Genomic DNA, 17875 nt, shown 5'->3' with positions numbered 1-17875 from the left:
TTCCAGCGTGGCGCAGCGCGTGGGAAAGTGTGAGAAAGCGGGCAAAAATGTCGCCATTCGTACAACACCGGGCAGGCCAGGGTGCTGGAATCTGGCGGAAAAAGGCGCGCCAGGCGATACCTTGTGGATTTATTAATGCACATATCCAAGTTTCGCTAGAATAGGCCATCGCGCCCCGCGCCCACAGGACACCGCATGCCATTGCTTCGCCATTTACCGTCCGCTTCCATGCGCATGCGCATACGGGACGGCTTGAGCCTGAAAGGCGCGGCCGTCGCGCTGATCCTGGCCATGCACGTGCTGGGCCTGTATTTCCTGCTCTTGCCGGCGCGGCAACTCAAGCAATACACGGAAGTGGCGTTCATGACCTTGCTGCCGCCCCGTGCGCTGCCGCAGACGCCGCCGATGGCCTTGCCGATGCCCATGCCGGTTCCTGCGCCGCGCGCGCGGGCCGTTGCGCCGCCCGCCGCGCCGCCCGTCTTCTTCGCGCCGCCGCCCGTGGCGGCCGAAGCGATCACCGTACCGGCCGAGGAATTTCCCGCCGCGCCAGCCACGGCGCCTGCCACGGCCGACTTGCGCACGCGCGCCCGGCTGGCGGCGGGCGCCGCCGACAAGGCCCTGCGCGCCGAACGCAGGCAAGACCAGCCGTGGATGGCCGCTGCCGACCTCAAAAGCGAAAGCACCTTCCAGAAACTGGTCGCCTCCGCCCGGCGCGGCGGCCCCGTCATCCGCGTGGAGGACTACCTGACGGCCGACGGCCGGCCCGCCACGCGCGTCGTCAGCGCCGGCGGCGCAACGTGCTTTGGCATGGCCGAGAATCCCGGCTCGGGCGCCGACCCGGCCAGGACGGGCGGCAAGGTCAAACGCGTGCCTTGCCCGGGCTAAAGTTTCCGCGCAGTACACGGTTTTCACGGCATACGGGGCGCTCAACCCCGGCCGGTTCCCAAATATGCTAAGTTGCGTCTGCTAATCCTGCCGACACCAACCTGGACGCCCATGCTCCCCGAACTCCTCATCCTCGCTCCCAGCCCTTCGGCCGCCGTCAACGCGCAGCTGGAGCAGCACTACACCTGCCACCACGCCTGGCAAGTGCCGGCGAACGAGCGCCATGCGTGGCTGGCCCAGCGCGCTTCGGCCATCCGCGGGGTCGTCACGACGGGCGCGCTGGGCTTGAACGCCGCCGACATGGCCTTGCTGCCGAAGCTGGAAATCGTCGCCGTCAATGGCGTGGGCCTCGACGGCGTGGCGCTGGACGTAGCGCGCGAACGGGGCATCGCCGTCACCACCACGCCGAACGTGCTGACCGATGACGTGGCCGACGTGGCGCTGGCCTTGCTGCTGGCCAGCGCGCGGCATATCGTGGCGCTCGACCGTTTCGTGCGCGACGGCGGCTGGGAACGCCGCGAGGCCATCGTCCCTGCATCCAGCCTGCGCGGCAAGACGGCCGGCATCTTCGGTTTCGGCCAGATCGGGCAAGCCATCGCGCTGCGCCTGGCCGCCTTTGGCGTCAAGGTGCGCTACTTCCAGCCGCGCGCCATTGCTGGCACTGCCGTGCCGCGCGCGGAATCGCTGCTGGCCCTGGCGCAGGAAAGCGACTATCTGATCGTCTGCGCGCCAGGCACGCCGGCCACGCGCAAGATCGTCGAGCGCAGCGTGCTCAACGCGCTCGGCCCGCAAGGCACGCTGATCAATATCGCCCGCGGCGCGCTGATCGACGAAGACGCGCTGATCGCCGCCTTGCAGGATGGCCGCCTTGGCGCGGCCGGCCTCGATGTGTTCGCGGACGAACCGCGCGTGCCAGCCGCCTTGCGCGCCTTGCCGAACGTGGTGCTCACGCCCCACGTGGGCAGCCTGACCGTGGAAACGCGGCACGCCATGGGCCAGCTGGTGCTGGATAATCTGCAAGCCCACTTTGCCGGCTTGCCGCTGCTCACGCCCGTGCCTTGACGCTGCGCCGCCGCGTCAGGGCCGCACCACCCAGCGCACGTCTTCGAGCGACAGCAGCAGTTGCTCGGGCGCGCCGTCCGTAAAGAAGTTCAGGCGGAAATCCATGGCGGCGCCGCCATCCGTCGTCGGCTGCTGCGTGTCATACCATTGCTGCACCTGGGCCACCAGGGCCATGGGCGCGGCGGGAGGCTGGGCCGCATCAATGGGCGCGAGCACGGCCGGCAGCAGGCTGACCGGCAGCGAAGTGCGGGGAAAGCCCGCCACGGCCGGCATCACGCTGTAGGAATAGCTGCCATCCATGGCGATGCGCACGCTGCCGGAGGCGCCCGTGAAGAGGGCGTTGAAGAAGCCTCGCATATAGGCCGCCACATCGCTGCCGCCCACCGGTGCGACTTGCCGCAAATCATAGCCTTGCCAGCTCAGGCGTGGCAGGATGGGGTCGCTGAACTTGACGACCGGCGTCTGGTACAGGAAGGCGTGCATGGTCGACACCTGCGTCTGGCTGGGCGGGCACAGGTAGCGGTTGCGCTGCACGTACAGCGAAGCCTGGGCGTTCTTGTACACCATCACGTTCAGCCCCGGCATGCGCACCTCGCGGCCGGTATTGGCCAGCGCGGCGGCAAACGACAGGTCGGGCGCGTCGGCGGCGATGGCCGCGTAGCGGTAGGCCAGCAGCGCATCGGGCGGCGTGGGCGTGGCCGGCGTGGCCCGGTACTGCTGCGCATCGATGTCGAGCACGGGCACGGGCACGCTGACGATACCGTTGCTCAGGGTGCCGGACAGCGGGTCGTAGGTGGCGGGCGCGCCGCCGACGGTGACATTGAGCAGCGCATACCAGGCGTCGCCGCCATGGTCTTCCAGGCGCGCGTCGAATTCCACGGCCACGCTGGTCTCGCCTTGCGCCGCCGCCAGCCGCGCCGTGCCGAAATGCTGGCCATAGCTGGTTGCCACCTGGGTCACCAGCTGCTGGAAGGCGGTGGTGGCCAGTGTTGCCTTGGCGACACTATCGGGCGTGTCCTGCTTGCCGTCGAGGGGCGCGAGGAAGGCGTCGAGGTCAGCCGAGATCAGCGGATAGTTGCTGACGAAGGCGGCCAGCGCCGTGAACAGGTCGGGACCGGTCGCCGCGGACAGCCTGGCAACCTGCGACGGCACGTTGAGCACGACGCTGACGTGCACGGCATCCTGCGCCGCCTGGCGATAGGTGTAGCTGAAGCCGTAATCCCACTGGGCCAGCTGGGCCGGTTGCAAGCCACCGGCGGCCAGGCGCATGCGGCCGCCCTGCGGCGCGGCGGACGCGGTGGCGGTCTGCCGGTTGACCGTGGGCGGCACGGGCAGGGCGCGGTTCAGCACGGGGATATATTGCGTGCCATTGCCCAGCGGTACCTCAAACGGACCGGTGATGAACAGCAGCCACTGGCTTTGCAGGTAGTTTTCGATGCCGGGCACGGGGCGTTGGTCGAATTCCATGTGCGTGATCTGATAGCGCAAGTCCAGCGGCACATAGGCCTGGCCTTCGACGTTCTTCGAGATGAAGTTGAATGACAGCCGGCTCTGGTCCTGCGCGGCCGTGCCTAGCAAAGGCAGCCGGGTCGGGAACAAGGTGTAGTTCTGGTTGCCGTCGCCGGCCGCGCCGTCGGCTGTGCCTGCGGCGGCGGGCTGGCCGTACAGCGCTGGCGGCGCGCCCTCGTCGTCCGCGCCCGTGACCTGGTCCACGCCGTACACCACCACGGCGCCGGCGGCAAAGGCCGGCCCCAGGGTGGTCAGCAGCTGCTGCCGCATGGTGGCGGCCGCGCTGACGCGCGTGGCTTCGTCCCCGGCGCTGCTGCTGAGCACGGGGCTGACCGTGGTGCTGATGACGTCGGCCAGCGTCTGTTTCGCCTTGAGTACGAGGCCCAGCTGGCCGCTCTGCAGCGGATCGGCGACGCCGTTGAGGCGATCGAGGATGTAGGCGGGCGGCGCATAGGTGGCCGAGAGGAACTTGTCGATGGCGTCGAGACAGCTTTGCAGCCACAGGTTCAGGTCGACGCTATTGAGCGTCAGCGCATGCGGCGTATTGGTCGGATAGGCGTCGATGCTGACCGTGCGGCTTTCCAGCGAATTGGCGACGGGCAACGGCGCGTAGTAGCTGGCTTGCTGGCCCAGGCGGAAATGGATGCCCTGGCCCGGCGTGTCGCTGAAACGCACGGCGAACAACTGCTGCGTCTGCTGTCCGGCGCTGCCCACGCGCGTCAGCCCCGCGCCCGCGCGCATCGACCATTGCGGTGTCTTCAAGCACGCTTCGAGCGCCTTGGCAAACGTGGTGAAACTGGACGCGCCGCCGTTCGTGTCGGCCTGCGGCAGCACGGCGCTGACCACGCTGGCGCCGTCCGGCAGGGCCGCCAGCACGGGATCGAGCAGGATGGCCTGGCGCGTCAGCACCAGCGCCACGTCGAGCGCGATGCGGTTGGCGCTGGCCAGTTGCGCCAGCGGCACCGGCACCGACAGCGTGGCGGCGGGCGCCGTGGCGCTGCCGCCGTTGGCCAGGGCTTGCAGGTAGATGGCGCAGGCGGCGGCGAAGTCGCGCACCTGCCGCGACCGGGCCTCGTCCAGCGGCTGCAGCGGCGTGGCCAAGAGCGAGTTGCTGAGGGAAATGCTCACCGCATTTCCGCTCAGTCCGGGCACGCCCAGGCCCGTATAGTCCTGGTGCAGCTGGAAGTACAGGCGTTGATAGAAAGGCAAGTCTTGCGCCGCGTCGGCTGGCGTGGCGTAGGCCAGGCCATCCATGCGCAAGGTCAGCAGCAGCGCGGGCGCGCCGCCCGCATCCGTGCCATACAGGTAGCTGGCCTGGACTTTCGGCCAGGCGGACAGGCCCAGCAGGCGATCCGTGTAGCGCAGCGGAGCGGGGGCCTGGTCCAGCGCACCCGTGTAGCCGGCCGGCGGCGCCTCGAACGGCGTGACGGTGGTGTTGCCGAACAGGTCTTGCCAGCGCAGGGCCAGCGACGCATGGCCGCCCACGCCCAGGTAGGGATTGTCGGCGGCGGGCGGCAGGCCGGCCGGCGGATTGGCCGGCGTCGCATTGAGCGTGGCGAACGGCCGTCCCTGGCTGTTGTTGCCCAGGTAGCCCAGCGCCTGGCGGTAGTCGTAATCGGCCAGCGCCGCGGCCGCATAGCGCAGGCGGTGGGTTTCGCCATCGTCGCCATCGTCGCCGTCGTTCGCATGGTCTTGCGGTCCGAAAGGCAGGCTGTAGGGACTGGGCAGGAAAAACGGGTTGCGGCCCAGGCCGGCCGACAGCGTGTTGTACAGCGCGGACAGGGTCGCCTGCGCATATTGCTGCTGTTGCTGCGGCGTGGGATTGGGCGGCAGCACGGGCACGCCGTCGTTGGTGCGCTTGAGCTGGAACGACAGGTTGCCCGGCGCCAAGGTCGCTTGCGCATCGAGGGCCAGGCTGTCGACGTCGAGCACGGCGCCATCGGCGTACAGGCCTTCGGTGTCGGCCGCGCCCAGGGCCAGGGCGTCCACCGACAAGCCGTAGTAGGCGGCCAGGGCGGCGAAGGTATTGCCGGGACCGCCAGAGTTGGTGGGCACGCGGTAGACGAGCGGCGGAATGCGCATGGTCGCGCCCAGCGCCACCGTCACGCCGGGATTGTAGGCGGCGATCTGCGCCGCGCTCAGCGGGGTGGCGCCGGCCGAGTAGTACGCGGCCAGCTGTTCCAGCGTTTGCGCGGGCGCGGCCATGTCTTGCTGGTTCAGCTGGTGCAGGATGCCGGCTACGGGCACGCTGGCGCCGGCGCGCAGCGGCCGCACGGCGTTTTGCCGCGCCAGCTGTCCCACGCCCATGCCGTACGTGGCGGCCACGGCGCTCAGGGTGCGCGTGGCCGACAGGGCCAAAGGCTGGCTCTTGGCCGGCTTGCTCAGCGATTCGAACACCAGCACGTCCTGCTGCGGATCGATCGCTTGCGTCGTCAGCAGGGCGTTGACGAAGTTCGGCACGGTGTCGGCGGCGTCCGCCGCCTGGCGCGCCAGCGGCACCACCAGGGTCAGCGTGGCCGTGCCCGTGGCGTCGAAGACGGATGGGGGCAGGCCGGCGCCCGACACCATGTCCTCGAAATACAGATAGTAGCCGCCGCCGCGCACCACCGATTGCTCCCACAGCAGCTTGATGAATTGCGAGGGGCTGTTGGCTATGCCGCGCGGCAAGACCGTCCCCGCCGCGTCCAGCAGCATGCGGCTGGCCGGCGGATGGCTTTCCGTGGACAGATTGGTTTGCGTCAGGAAGCACAGGTAGTCGGCATCGGCCTGGCCCGTCAGCGCCACCTGGTCGCTTCCGCCTTCGCTGTACAGCAGGAACAGGCCGGCCACCAGGGTTTCGCCCACGGCGGCCATGCCGCTCAGCAGGTATTCCAGGCGCTGGGCATCGGCGGCCGACGGCCCCACCAGCTCGTATACGTGGGCCAGGGTGGCGGCGCTGGCCAGCGCGGTGCCGCTGGCGTCGTTGGTGGCCACGGTGGCGGCCGGCATGCGCGTGATCTGGAAGTCCACGCGCGTGGCATAGGCATAGCCGCCCAAGTCCTGGAACACCGTGCTGCTGCTGTTGGGCGGCGTGTTGCCGATGCGGGGACGATAGGCGGGCATCAGGGCCAGTATGTCCGCGTATGGCGCCTGGGGGTACAGCGTCTGCAGCGTATCCTGGCGCTGGGTGATGCTGGCCAGCATGGCGTCGGGCAATTGCCACAGATACGGCGCGGGCGCGGCCTGGCTGGCGGCGGCGCGCGCCCCTGGCGCGGCGCCGGACGTCACGGCCGTCAGGCGCGCCAGGTCGGCGGTGATCCAGGCGGCGTAGCCTGCCGCAGGGAACTGCCGCGGCTGCAAGGACGCCAGCGGCAGGATGTGCAGCGCAGGCGACGGCACGAAGTGGCCCGCCTGCGCATACGCCAGCACGCCCGACAGCAAGCCGTATGCGGCGCCCAGGTCGATGGGCAGGCTGGTGCCGGGCGCGCCGGCGAAGGTGATGAAATCGAGGGCGACGCCATGCGAAACGGCATTGCGTCCCAGGCCGATGCGGTAGCCGCCGGCGGCGCTGGCGGGCGTGGGGAATTGCTGGCCCGTCAGCTGGTACAGCGCGTAGTCGGTTTGCGTCCTGCTATACAGGAAGGATGGCGACAGGCTCAGGCCCGCCGCCACCGGCAGGCGCAAGCCATAGGTGACGAAGCGCGCGACCTGGCCGGCGGCCTGGGCCACGGCGCCGCTCGCCTGCACGCCGCTCCACAGCTGCTCCAGCGGCAAGGCGTCGAGGTGGGCGATGGCCAGCCGGCCCGGGGCCGCGGCGAACAGATTGGCGACGCCGGCATTGTCGCGCCCCAGCGCGGCCGTCGTGGCGGCGAAGCGGCTGGCGATGCCGGCCAGGGTATCGCCGGCGACGGAAGCATAGGCCAGCGGCGGCACGGCGAGGATGGCCGTCGGCAGCAGCAGGTCGGCGCGCGCATACAGCGATGCCTGCTGCGCCAGGGTGGCCAGCGGCACGCCCAGCGCGGCGGCGATGGCGCCGAAGCTGTCGCCGGGCGCTGTGACGTGGCTGACGGCGCCGGCGCCGAAGTCGAAGACCAGCGTCACGCCCGTGCGCAGCGCGCGCGGTTCGGCATTCGCGCCGATCAGCTGGGCCGCGGTGGTGTGCCAGCGCCCGCCGGCGCCGGCCGGATCCGTGTAGCGGGCGGCGATGGCCGCCAGCGTATCGCCGGCCTGGATCACGGCGGACAGGCCGCCGACCTGCAGCGGCAGCGCGCCGTTCAGCGGATACGTGGCATTCGGCAGCGACACGTCGTCCGCGTCGATGGCGTTGCCGGCCCGGTTGAAGGCGGCGACGATGCCGGCGATGCTGTCGCCCGGCTGCAGCGCATAGCTGTAATTGTCGAAGGCATCGATGGCCGATTGCAGCAGCGCGCGGCCGATCAGGCTGAAGACGTCGACGAAGATGAAGGCCGCCATCGATTCGGGCTCGGTGTCGTCCTGCGCCAGCAGCGCGGGCTTGGCGGGCGCCTTGCCCACCTTGGCGGCCACCTGGCGCAGCACGCCGGCCACCGTGCTGCGGTACTGTTCCGTCGCCGTCGCGTAGGTCTCGAGGTCGATCGCTTGCGTGCCGGCGCCGCCCTGCGGGTCGGGGACGTCCAGCCGCAGCCCGTCGAACAGTGGGAAGAGCGTGGCGCCGTCCATATTGGCTCCCGGCGCGCTGATGTTCACGATGAAGCTGTCGGCGAGGAAGTGCAGCAGGTCGCCCATGCCGAATGGCTGCATGGCGGGGTCGGCCAGCACCTGGATGCCCGCCACCAGCTGCGCCAGCGTGACGCTGGCGGTCGCGGCGGCAGCCAGGTCCAGCGCCGCGCCGTCGGCCCGCACCGCCGGCTGCAAGGCGTCGAGCAGCCACGGGAAATACGCCTTGCACAGCAGGTCGAACGAGGTCGTGCCGGTGCCCGCGCCGCCGGCGGCCGGGTCCGGCGCATCCATGGCGAACAGGCAGACGAACGCGCCTTGCTGCGCGCTGCTGGCGGTGGCGCCCTGCGGCGCCAGCACCGTGAATTGCGGCGCCGTCACCAGTTGCAGCACCGGCTTGGCATCGGTGCGCAGCACGCGTCGCGGCTGGCGGCGCGGCGCGGCGCGCAGCATGGCGGCCTGCAATTCCATCGGCAGGGTGCGCGCGCGGCCGCGCGCCAGGCTGTCCAGGCGCAGCGCGCCGCCGCCGTCCCACGGCGCGCGGCTGTCGTCGCCGATGCGGAATTGCGCGCTGACGGTGGCGGAAAAGCCCACGGAAATGGTGAAGCTGAAGATGCCCAAGTCGATCTTGACGCGCAGGCTGATGCGCACCGAGGCCGTCACGGACAGGGGGACGGCGCGGTAGGATTCGTAGCCGATCTGTACCGACACGGTGATATTGACGAGCAGTGAAGCGCTGATGATCTTCAAGTCCACTTCGCCGTACAGCATGCCGATCACGCCGAACGTGCCCGTCAGCTTGAAGTAGCTGCTTTCCTGGACGCTGCCGGAGGCGCCGGCGTTGGCCAGCGCGACGGCGTTGCTGCGGTCGTACGGATGGTAGGTGGCGATCACGCCTTCGATGATGCCGAACACGGTCAGCGCGAAGCCGGCTTTCAGCGGCCCCTTGACGAAGTTGTAGCCCAGGCCCAGCTGCAGGCCCAGGCCGAAGACGATGACGGGATTGAAATACCCGAGATCCGTTTTCGGCACCTGCGTCGCCGTCGCGCCCGACAGCTTGCCGAAATACACGCCGCCCGAGCCCAGCACCGGCACGCCGTAGACGATGGCGCTGAAGCTGAACGAGCGCGTAAAGTCCATATTGTAGGGAAAACCGATGTCGATCAGGAAATCGCCATTCGTGTAGATCTTGATGCCTATCATCGGCAGCACCACGCTGACGGCGCCGAAGTTCAGGTTGCGGATGCTGTCGGGGAAGGTGAAGTCGATCTGGAACAGGCCCACGTCGTCGCTGATTTTCTTGTACAGGATGTCGACCACCAGGCCGGCCAGGCCACCCATCTTGGGGCTGCCCAGGGTCAGGCGCAAGCCGTACAGGTTGGGATCGTTGAAGACGATCTGGACGTCGACGGCCCACACGCCAGCCGTCTGCAGCACGCCGAAATGCGCGGCGATCAGCCAGTTGCTGTCCGGCTGGTAATACGGCTGGCCGTGCACGCCGCTGCCCGGGTTGACGGGATTGTTCTTGTCCGTGGTGGGCGGCACGCCCGCCAGCGCGTCGATGACGGCCTTGGTCGAGCTGAAGTCGGACGCGCCGTTGATGGCCACGCGCTGGCCCAGCATCAGCAGGAAGACCTTGAAATAGCTGGAACCGGCGCCCGGCACGCTGGGCATCTCTTCCACGTCCTGTCCCTTGTCCGGGTCCAGCAAGTCGCCCATGCTGCCTTTGAGCAATGGCGGCACGGTGGCGTCCAGCGCCAGGGTCACCTTGCCGTCCGTATTGCGCTTGAAGACGATGCTGCGGATGACGATGAAGCCCAGGTTGAGGGGTGAACTGAGCGTGTAGGTGGCGCTGAGGCGGTTCTTTTCGCCGGTTTTCAGCGACACGTTGACGGACAGGCCGTCCAGCGTGACCTGGTTCAGCAAGTCCCACGGCGACGGCAGCACGAAATACGGATCGCCCAGCGTGCGCACGAGCGCCTGGATCAGGCTGCCCAGGGACCAGCCCGCCAGGGTGAAGCTGAGCATCTCGTTGCCGCTGGCATAGGTTGCCGTGAAGCCTTCCCAGCTCACGTACAGCGTGTGGTTCGGCCCCTTGTCCGTCGGCTGGAACGCATAGCCGAAGCCCAGCTTCAGATTGATGGCGGTATAGATCCATACGGCGTCGGCCTTGCCCGAGAATTGCTGCGCGGCCGGCTTGGCGCCGTCATACTGCACCGAGAGCGTGGCTTTCTGCAAGCCGATCTGTTGCTGGCCAAGCATGAACAGCCAGGTAAAGGTGGTGTCGACCGTATAGCTGGTGGCCAGGTCCGTGCTGGGCTTGCCGCTGGGAATGACCGCGTCGATGGCGAACGCGGAAATCTTCAGGTTGCCCGGCAAGAAGACCGGGAAATCATAGATGCCGCCGGCGGCAAAGAATTGCTTGATCATCTCGCCCACGTCGAGTTCCTGCGCGAGCGAGGCGGAGAGGGTCCAGCGGGGCGGCGTTTCCTGGCTGGTGTAGGCCACGCTGACGGCCGCCTGCAGGCTGGCGCCCACGCCCAGCAAGCCGGAAATGGAACCGGCCCAGGCCGTGCCGGCGCCCGCCTTGCCGGCCTCGACAAGGGCCAGCGCGCCTTCCTGCTTGTCCGCGGCCACCGTGGCGCTGATGCCCGACAGGCTGATCTGGCCATCCGAAATGCTCAGGATGGGCGCGCCGCCCACCGTCAGGAAGGACAGGCTGATGGCGTAGTCGCTGGAAAACGCGAAGGACTGGGCCGCGCCGTCTATGCTCAGCGCGATATTCGACACCTCGGCCTGGATGGTGTCGGGCAGGCTGACGAGGCCGTTCGAGACGACGGACAGGAAGTCCGACAGCGTGGCCTTGCCGGGAAAGCTGGCCTGGAACAGCTGCGCCGAGTTGAACTGCACGTCGAATTCGCCGCCCGGCGTGCCGTCGAGGTTGCGAAATACCGTGGGCAACAGGGTGAAGGTGGTGCCGAACAGGTATTCATAGCGCGACTTCCCGCTGGCCTTGCTCGCCAGCGGCTGGTAAGCCGTCCAGTCGAGGAAGAACGAGGTGATGGTAAAGCTCAGCGCGGGCGTGGGCGCCGGGATGGGCTGCCAGCTGAGATCGCGCACGCTGCGCAGCTGCAGCGTGACCTGGTCCACCGTGGGCGCCGCCTTGGGCGGGATGCTGCCGCTGATGGTCATGCCGCCGAGGCCGAACGACGTCAGGAACTCCTGCAGCACGGCCGGGGTGGCGCGGAAATAGCTGGCGCCCCCGCCGATCAGGCCGATGGCGGCGGCGGGACTGAGGGGCGGCCCGTCGCTGCCCGCTTCCAGGCTGACCGCGTAGTTGCCGTCGCCGTCGGCGTTCGATGGCTGCAGCAGCAGCGACAGCGTGTAGTCGGTGGCGCCGGCGCCTTCCACGCTGAGCGTGGCCGTCAGGGCAAGCGTGGCGGCCTGGTCGCCGTCGGCCGCTTCCTCGTCGTCCGCTTCGCCGGCGCCGCGCAGCAACAGCTGCATGCCGCCGTCGAGCAGCAGGGCGTCGGGCGGCGGCGCATCGACGGGCGGCGGGATCGTCACGGTCAGGCTGGGCGCCGCCACACGCAGGTAGCCGGCGAACGTGCAGTCTAGCTCGCTGAGCGCGGCCGACAGCACGCCGCTGGGCATCAGGCCGCCCAATTCGAACGTCTTGCCGTCGTACAGCGCCATGTCCAGGTAGCCGCCGATCTGCAGCTTGCCCGGCGGCGCCGCCAGGTCGGAAAACAGTTCCAGAAACGGCGTCACGAAGGCGGGCAGGGCCACACTGGCGCTGAGGTTCTGCTTGGCGCCGCCCGTGACGGACAGCGCGCTGTCGCCGCCCCATGGATAGACGCCGTCGGCGCTGGAAAACACCAGCAGCGCGCCCGACAGCGGCAACTCGCTGAACGGCCAGCCGCCCATGAAGGGAAAGCTGCTGTCCCAGTTCCAGTCGGCGGGACTGGCGGCCACCTGCACCACCAGCATGGCCGCGTCATCCCCGCCGTCATCCCCGTCCTCGCCCGGCGTGCGCGCGGCGGCAGGCTGCGTGGAAAACACCAGCGTGGCCGGGGTTTGCAGCAGGCCGCCGATGAAGGGCAGGCTCGCCTTGCTGACCGTAAACACGCCGTCGCTCACGGCGCCCACGTCGGCTGCCGCGCAGCTGATCAGGAACTGCGCCGCGTCGATCTGGAATGCCTGGCCGATGATGGCGTCGAATTTTTCGGGCGGCGCGACGTCCGGGTCGGCCAGGCCCGCTTCCAGGAAGGCGGCATCGAGGGCGAACGGGCCACTACTGGCGGCGTTGACGATGGCTTGCTGCAGGTTTTCCAGCGCGGTATCGGTGGTGGCCATACGAACTTGCTCCTTGAATCAGTCATGATGTCCGGGGCGGACGCTCGCACCCGCCCGGACGCTCTGTCTACAGCACGGCAAACAGCGCCAGGTGGTCGCTGGTGCTGCGCAGATAGCCGTAATTGGCCCAGCCGTTCAGGGTGCGCGCCTGGCCTACGGCATACACGGCCGCCGGCGATTGCGGCCAGGCCATGCCGGCAGGCACGTTCGGAAATTGCGCGGGCAGCGGGCGCGTGCCGATGGGCACGCCCGGGGGCATGGCGCCCGCCACCGTGAACGGCGTGCCCGACACGGGGTTCATCACCGTGAACTGGTAGTTATTCGCCGGTACCAGCGGGTTGACGAGCATATTGTCGATCGAGAAAAAGTTGCTCACCATATCGCTGCCGATATAGTTATAGCCGGGATACGGCGCCGCCACCAACGCGCCGCCGGCCGTATTGTCGGACCACAGGAAGCGCGATTGCTGCGTCAGCTGCTGCTTGGTGCGCTTGGGACGGATATGCGTGGCCAGGTAACCCTGGTACGCATCCAGCGTCAGGTTCGGCGCCGCCGGCATGGCGGGCGGCGGGTCCAGCAGCGGTATGTAGTTGATCGCGCGCAACTGGTCGTAGGCCGTCGTCCGCCCGCCCGCGCCGGGCGGCTGCGCGTAGATGGCGTTCAGGTTGAAGTCGCCGCAAATCATCTTGACTTCATTGTGCGGCGCGCCGGCGGGCGGCGCCGCCACGTCGAGCACGCCGCGCAGCAGGATATTGATGAAATTGGTGGCGCCGCCGTGGTTTGGCGGCGCATGCACGGCAAACAGGGTCAGGTTGCGCGTGATGACGTCGGCCCGGTTGGTCTCCACGAAAGTGACCATGAAGGGCTGGCGCAAGCCGTTGAAATTGACCAGGCCGCCAACGACGGGCGGCACGGCCGGCGCCGGCGCGGGGGCGAAGGCGATGCGCGCCGCCGCCATGCCCTCGGCCAGGCCGCCGTTGTGCTGCGCGCCGGCCGGGATGGTGCGCGCCGGCTGGCCTTGCGGATTGAGCAAATCCTGGATATCGGCTGCGCCGGCGCCCCCGGCCGGGTAGGCGGCTGGCACGGCGCCGGCCGCCACTGCCGACACGCCGCCGCCCGTCCACACGTTCGGCCCCGTGAAATAGCGCCGCACTTCCGTGGGCGTGCCAACCGTGCCCGATATGCCGCGGTACAGCACGGCGACCGATTCCGTGCGTCCGCCCGTGCCCACTTTCAGCGGCGGCACCATGCGCCAGGCAGCGCGGTTGGGGTCGGCGGGGTCCGTGCGCAGCTGTTGCAGCAGGAAGATCGCGCCCTGCAGGCCGCCCGTGTCGGGCGCCAGGTCGCCGGCGCCGGCCGCGCTGGCCGACACCTCGATCAGGACGAAGATATCGGGCTGCGTGGCGCGCAGGATGGTCAGGATGTGATTGCGGCGCTGCAGCGCGGCCACGGCCGGCAGGTTGCCGCCGCAGCGGCCGCCTTCGCCATAGCGGGGCCGCTTGCGGCTGGGATTGTTGACCTTGTTGATGCCGAAGTTCTCGATATTCCAGTACACGACGTTGGTCATGCTGCGCTCCCCAGTGAAATGGCCGGCAATGGCAGCGCGGCCAGTGCCTGCTCCTGGCGGGCGGCCGCATCGGCGATGTACGCGGCATACCAGCCCAGGCTGCCCGTATTCTTCGGGTCGCCAAACAGGAAGAACTGGATGTTCGCGTCGGGCGGCAGCTTGGCAATGCCGAGGAACTTGATGGCGATATTGTCGAGCCGCAGGCAGTAATAGTAGGAGTCGCCGTCGGGCACTTTTTGCCGCATCAGCCCGATATTGTCGATGGCCAGCTTGAAGATGCCTTGCAGGCTGATCAGCCTGGCGCCCGGCGCCGCGCCGGGCAGCGACAGGCCGACGAAGACGGCTTGCTCGTCGTCGTCGGCCGTGCTGGCGGGCGACCAGGCCAGCAGCAGGGTCGAATGGAAGCCGGCGGCCGAGACGAGCGCGCCCGGCCCGCCCATGGTGACGTCGTACACGATGCCGTGCCATGGCCCGTCGAGCGTGCCCAGGTTCAGCGCCGTGCTGACGGGCAGGAAGCCGAAATCGGCCGGCTTTTGCCCGTCGGCGGCCGCGATAAAGCCCGACAGTTCCAGGCCGAAGCCCTTGAACAGGCTGTCCGGCCTGGCCTGGCTGGCGTCGAGGTCGTAGGCCAGGTTGGCCGTCACCTCGTCGAAGCGCACGGCCGACGGCGTCGTCTGCGGATAGCGCATGTCGATCACCAGGTTGGAAAAGGCCAGGCCTGCGCCGTCCGGCGGCAGGTCCGGCGCCAGCGCGCCGAACGACAGCAGGTCCAGCACGGCGCCCGTGCGGTCGTCCAGGCTGGCGAAGTCCAGCGTGCCCCAGACGGAAAAACGGTTCAGCACGGTCGCGCCCGCGTCGGTGGTGCCCAGGCAGTTGAACTGGATGCGCTGGAACGCCACGTGGCGCAGCAGGTTGCTGTCGAGGCTGAATATCGACGGCGTGGCTTGCTCGAAGATGTAGATGCCGGTGCCGTTCTGGTCGATATAGCTGCCGTCGAGTACCACGCCGTTGTTCGGCATCGCATTGCCGCCGAAGGTGGTGGCCGTCACGCGCGAGCCGAGCAGGCCGTTGACGGCCAGCTGCACGTAGCTCTTGAAGGTCTTGATGACGGCATTGTCGAACAGCACCTGCAATTGCAGCACGCGGAATGCATAGTTGTCGGTGTCGGGCAGGGCGATGGGGGTATCGGGCGGCAAGCCGTTGCGCTGGCCGGCGGCGAAGGCCGGATCCTGGTAGTCGACCAGGCCGAAGGTGCTGGAATTGCCGTCGAGGGTGATGCTGCCGTCGCCATGCACCGTCACGCGGCTGGCCGTGAAGCCGAAATGGTGGGCGACGAAGCGCGTCAGGTCGAGGCCGGCCGCGATGCCTTGCAGGCCGGGCGGCAAGCTGGACGGATCCAGGTCCGCCTGCAGCACCAGCACGCCCGTCCAGGAGGGATCGCTGACCAGTTCCAGGAAATGCCGGTACGGCGATTCGGGCTTGTCCTCCGCCAGCACCTCGGCCGCTTCGATGACATCCTGCAGCCATTGCGACAACCCCGTGTAGGCGATGCCCTGGACGTCGGGGCCGGCGTCGGCGGCCAGCGAAAAATCGGGCGCGCCCGACCAGGCGTTCGGATTGGCGACGCGTTCCCTGACGCTGCCGCTGCAATACTTGAGCAGCATCACGTTGCGGTAGGACGTGGGCGTCACGCCGACGCCCACCTGCGCTTGCATGGTCCAGCCCGCGATGCCCACGGTATTGTCGAAGTGCGCGGCGCCGTCCGACAGGTGGGCCGCGTTGACGGCCACGAGGAACAGCTGGTTGGTCTGCAAGGCATCCTGCAAGGTCGCGTCCGGGAAGCGGAAGCCGAACGGCAAGACCTGGCCGCCGCCGCCCAGGGTCTGACCCAGGGTCACTGACAGGAAGGCGTCCTGGTCCTGCGCCTGGCTGGACACGGTGGCGACCGCTCCCTGCGGCGTGGTGCGGTAGTGCGGCGCTTCCGCCACCGCGTCGCCGGCGGCCAGTCCGCGCACGCGGTGGCTGGCGGCCGCACGCGCCTGCCAGGTGGCGCTGGCGCCGCTGGAAATGACGGCCTTGCGGGTGGCGGCCACGATGCTGCTTTCAAAGCTCGACAGCAGGGCGGCGCTGACATCCAGCGGGCCGCCGCTGACGGCGCCGCCATACGGCAGCAGGGGAAAGGCGTGCGCGGCGCCCTGCGGCACGGGCAGCGAGGGCGGGGTCGAGGCGAGCACGGTATCGGCGGCCACGGCGCGCAGCAAGGCGGCGGCCCGGGCGGCCGGCGGCAGGCCGTACATGGGACTGCCCGCCGGCTCCGCATGGTATTGCGGCGTGGCCGCGCCGCCCTTGAGCACGCTGGCCCAGCAGCCGAGGTAAACGGCCGTCAGCGGCGTGGCCACGTTACCGGAATCGGGCAAGTCCAGGGTCGCGGCCTGGAACGGAAAGACGGACGCGTAGGCGGGCGAGGCGGGCACGAACAGCAGGCTGTCATTTTCCGGCGCGGCGCCATCATAGGTCGTCATGCTCAGCTGTTCCGAGCCGAAGATGCCGCATAACAAGTTTGTCTGCGCCCCGTCAGCCTGGCCGATGGCGCTCAGGCCGAAGCGCCCGGCCGGCGTCAGCAGGGCCTTGCTGGTGGCGGGCTGGGAAGGCGACTGCGCGGCGCAGCCGAAGGCCAGGGCGCCCGACTGCAGGCCGATCACGGGCGGCTGCCCGCTGGCGGCGCCCAGCGGCCGCAAGATCGTCGCATGGCCCAGCGCCGTGCGGTAGGTGGACGGCAAGGCGGGCCGGTCGGCCGGCAGCAAGCCGCAGCGCAATACGCCTTCCAGCCTCGCCTTGGCGGACAGCTTCTGATTGTAGGGATCGAGCGGGTCGACCGTGCCGACCCAGGCCAGGCTGTCCGACAGCCCGGTGGGCGCGCTCAGCGCCGGGTAGAACAGCTGCTGCAGCTGGCCGCTGGCCGTGTCGCGCGCGGTCATGGGGAAGCCGACGGCCAGGCCGCTTGGGCCGAAGGTGACGGGAGGGTTGACGGTGGCCGTAAACGTCAGGCAGCCCGCATTCGCGCCCGCCAAAGGCACGAACGTGCGGATCGTGCCGTCGCTGCCCGAGACGCGTATGCCGATATCGCTGGCATTGCGCTGGAAGGCCAGCGCCGGCGGCGTAGCCAGCGGCGCGGCCAGCCGCAGACTGCCGCTGGCGGCGTCGATGGACAGGCCGACGCCGGACAGCACGTTGAACAGCAGGTCCTGTCCCAGCCGGAAATTGACGTTGGTGCTGGTGGCAAAGCCCTTGGTCAGCTGGTTATAGGTGTAGCTGCAGCCGTAGTTCTTGAAGGAATCAATCGGCGCTGCATCGGTGTCGCGCAGCCACAGCAGTGCGTTCAGGTTCAGTCCCGGCGCCGATGACTGCAGGTCGATATACGCGACGAGGGCGGCGATGAAGGGGCCGGGCGCCGCGTCCAGCGCCGCCGGACGGGCGCTGGCAAACACGTAGCTGCCCATGCGCTGCGGCGACAGGCTGTCGGCATAGCTGATGCTGTCCGGGGGCGTGGCCGGCGGCGCGACGGGCGGCAGCAGGTAGCCGGCCCACGCATGCTCCGCCTGCGGCGGCGATTCATACAGGCTGACCTTGCTGGCGGGATCGGTGGCGACGAAACTGAAACCCATGACAACCTCCACTCAAGACGCGACTCGGGCTGCGATGCGGCGGCATGGCTGCCGCGCGGCAACGCAATCGTTTACAACGGGTGGGCCCGGAAGGGCGTCGGATGGCCAGGCGGCTTGCCTGGATGCGGTGGCGGGCGGCCATCCGGAGCGCCCGCCC

General features: G+C 69.0%; 5 protein-coding genes. 2 read left to right on the top strand and 3 right to left on the bottom strand.

Translation table 11 applies throughout. The features are described from left to right. Positions 1-195: 195 nt before the first annotated feature. Positions 196-885 carry a hypothetical protein gene (locus NCG91_RS04765; RefSeq protein ID WP_251348797.1) on the top strand — a complete coding sequence of 230 codons (690 nt, stop codon included), beginning with the start codon at positions 196-198 and terminating at the stop codon, positions 883-885. A 111-nt stretch (positions 886-996) separates the two neighbouring features. Continuing rightward, positions 997-1947: a 2-hydroxyacid dehydrogenase gene (locus tag NCG91_RS04760; RefSeq protein WP_251348796.1), complete on the top strand. Its 951-nt coding sequence runs from the start codon at positions 997-999 to the stop codon at positions 1945-1947. A 15-nt stretch (positions 1948-1962) separates the two neighbouring features. On the opposite strand, the gene NCG91_RS04755 is transcribed toward NCG91_RS04760, so the two are convergent. The 3 genes from NCG91_RS04755 to NCG91_RS04745 form a co-directional block, all read right to left on the bottom strand. Then, on the bottom strand, positions 1963-12486 hold the full coding sequence (locus NCG91_RS04755) for a LysM peptidoglycan-binding domain-containing protein (RefSeq protein ID WP_251348795.1): 10524 nt from the start codon (positions 12484-12486) through the stop codon (positions 1963-1965). Positions 12487-12553: 67 nt separating this feature from the next. Continuing rightward, the gene (locus tag NCG91_RS04750; protein ID WP_251348794.1) at positions 12554-14053 is read right to left on the bottom strand and encodes a hypothetical protein; all 1500 of its coding nucleotides are present in this window, start codon (positions 14051-14053) and stop codon (positions 12554-12556) included. Then, complete coding sequence (locus NCG91_RS04745) at positions 14050-17718, bottom strand: hypothetical protein (protein ID WP_251348793.1); 3669 nt, start codon at positions 17716-17718, stop codon at positions 14050-14052. Before NCG91_RS04745 ends, NCG91_RS04750 begins: the two co-directional genes overlap by 4 nt. Positions 17719-17875: the final 157 nt, after the last annotated feature.

It is taken from the genome of Janthinobacterium kumbetense (assembly GCF_023703445.1).
Lineage (GTDB): Bacteria > Pseudomonadota > Gammaproteobacteria > Burkholderiales > Burkholderiaceae_D > Janthinobacterium > Janthinobacterium kumbetense.
The sequence above is the reverse complement of the archived record's forward strand: the minus strand, read 5'-3'. Positions and strand labels throughout refer to the sequence as shown.

What these genes read in the sequence shown, in the direction of transcription:
- NCG91_RS04765 (WP_251348797.1), top strand. Translation starts at nt 196, where the DNA reads ATGCCATTGCTTCGCCATTTACCGTCCGCTTCCATGCGCATGCGCATA.
- NCG91_RS04760 (WP_251348796.1), top strand. Translation starts at nt 997, where the DNA reads ATGCTCCCCGAACTCCTCATCCTCGCTCCCAGCCCTTCGGCCGCCGTC.
- NCG91_RS04755 (WP_251348795.1), bottom strand. Translation starts at nt 12,486, where the DNA reads ATGGCCACCACCGATACCGCGCTGGAAAACCTGCAGCAAGCCATCGTC.
- NCG91_RS04750 (WP_251348794.1), bottom strand. Translation starts at nt 14,053, where the DNA reads ATGACCAACGTCGTGTACTGGAATATCGAGAACTTCGGCATCAACAAG.
- NCG91_RS04745 (WP_251348793.1), bottom strand. Translation starts at nt 17,718, where the DNA reads ATGGGTTTCAGTTTCGTCGCCACCGATCCCGCCAGCAAGGTCAGCCTG.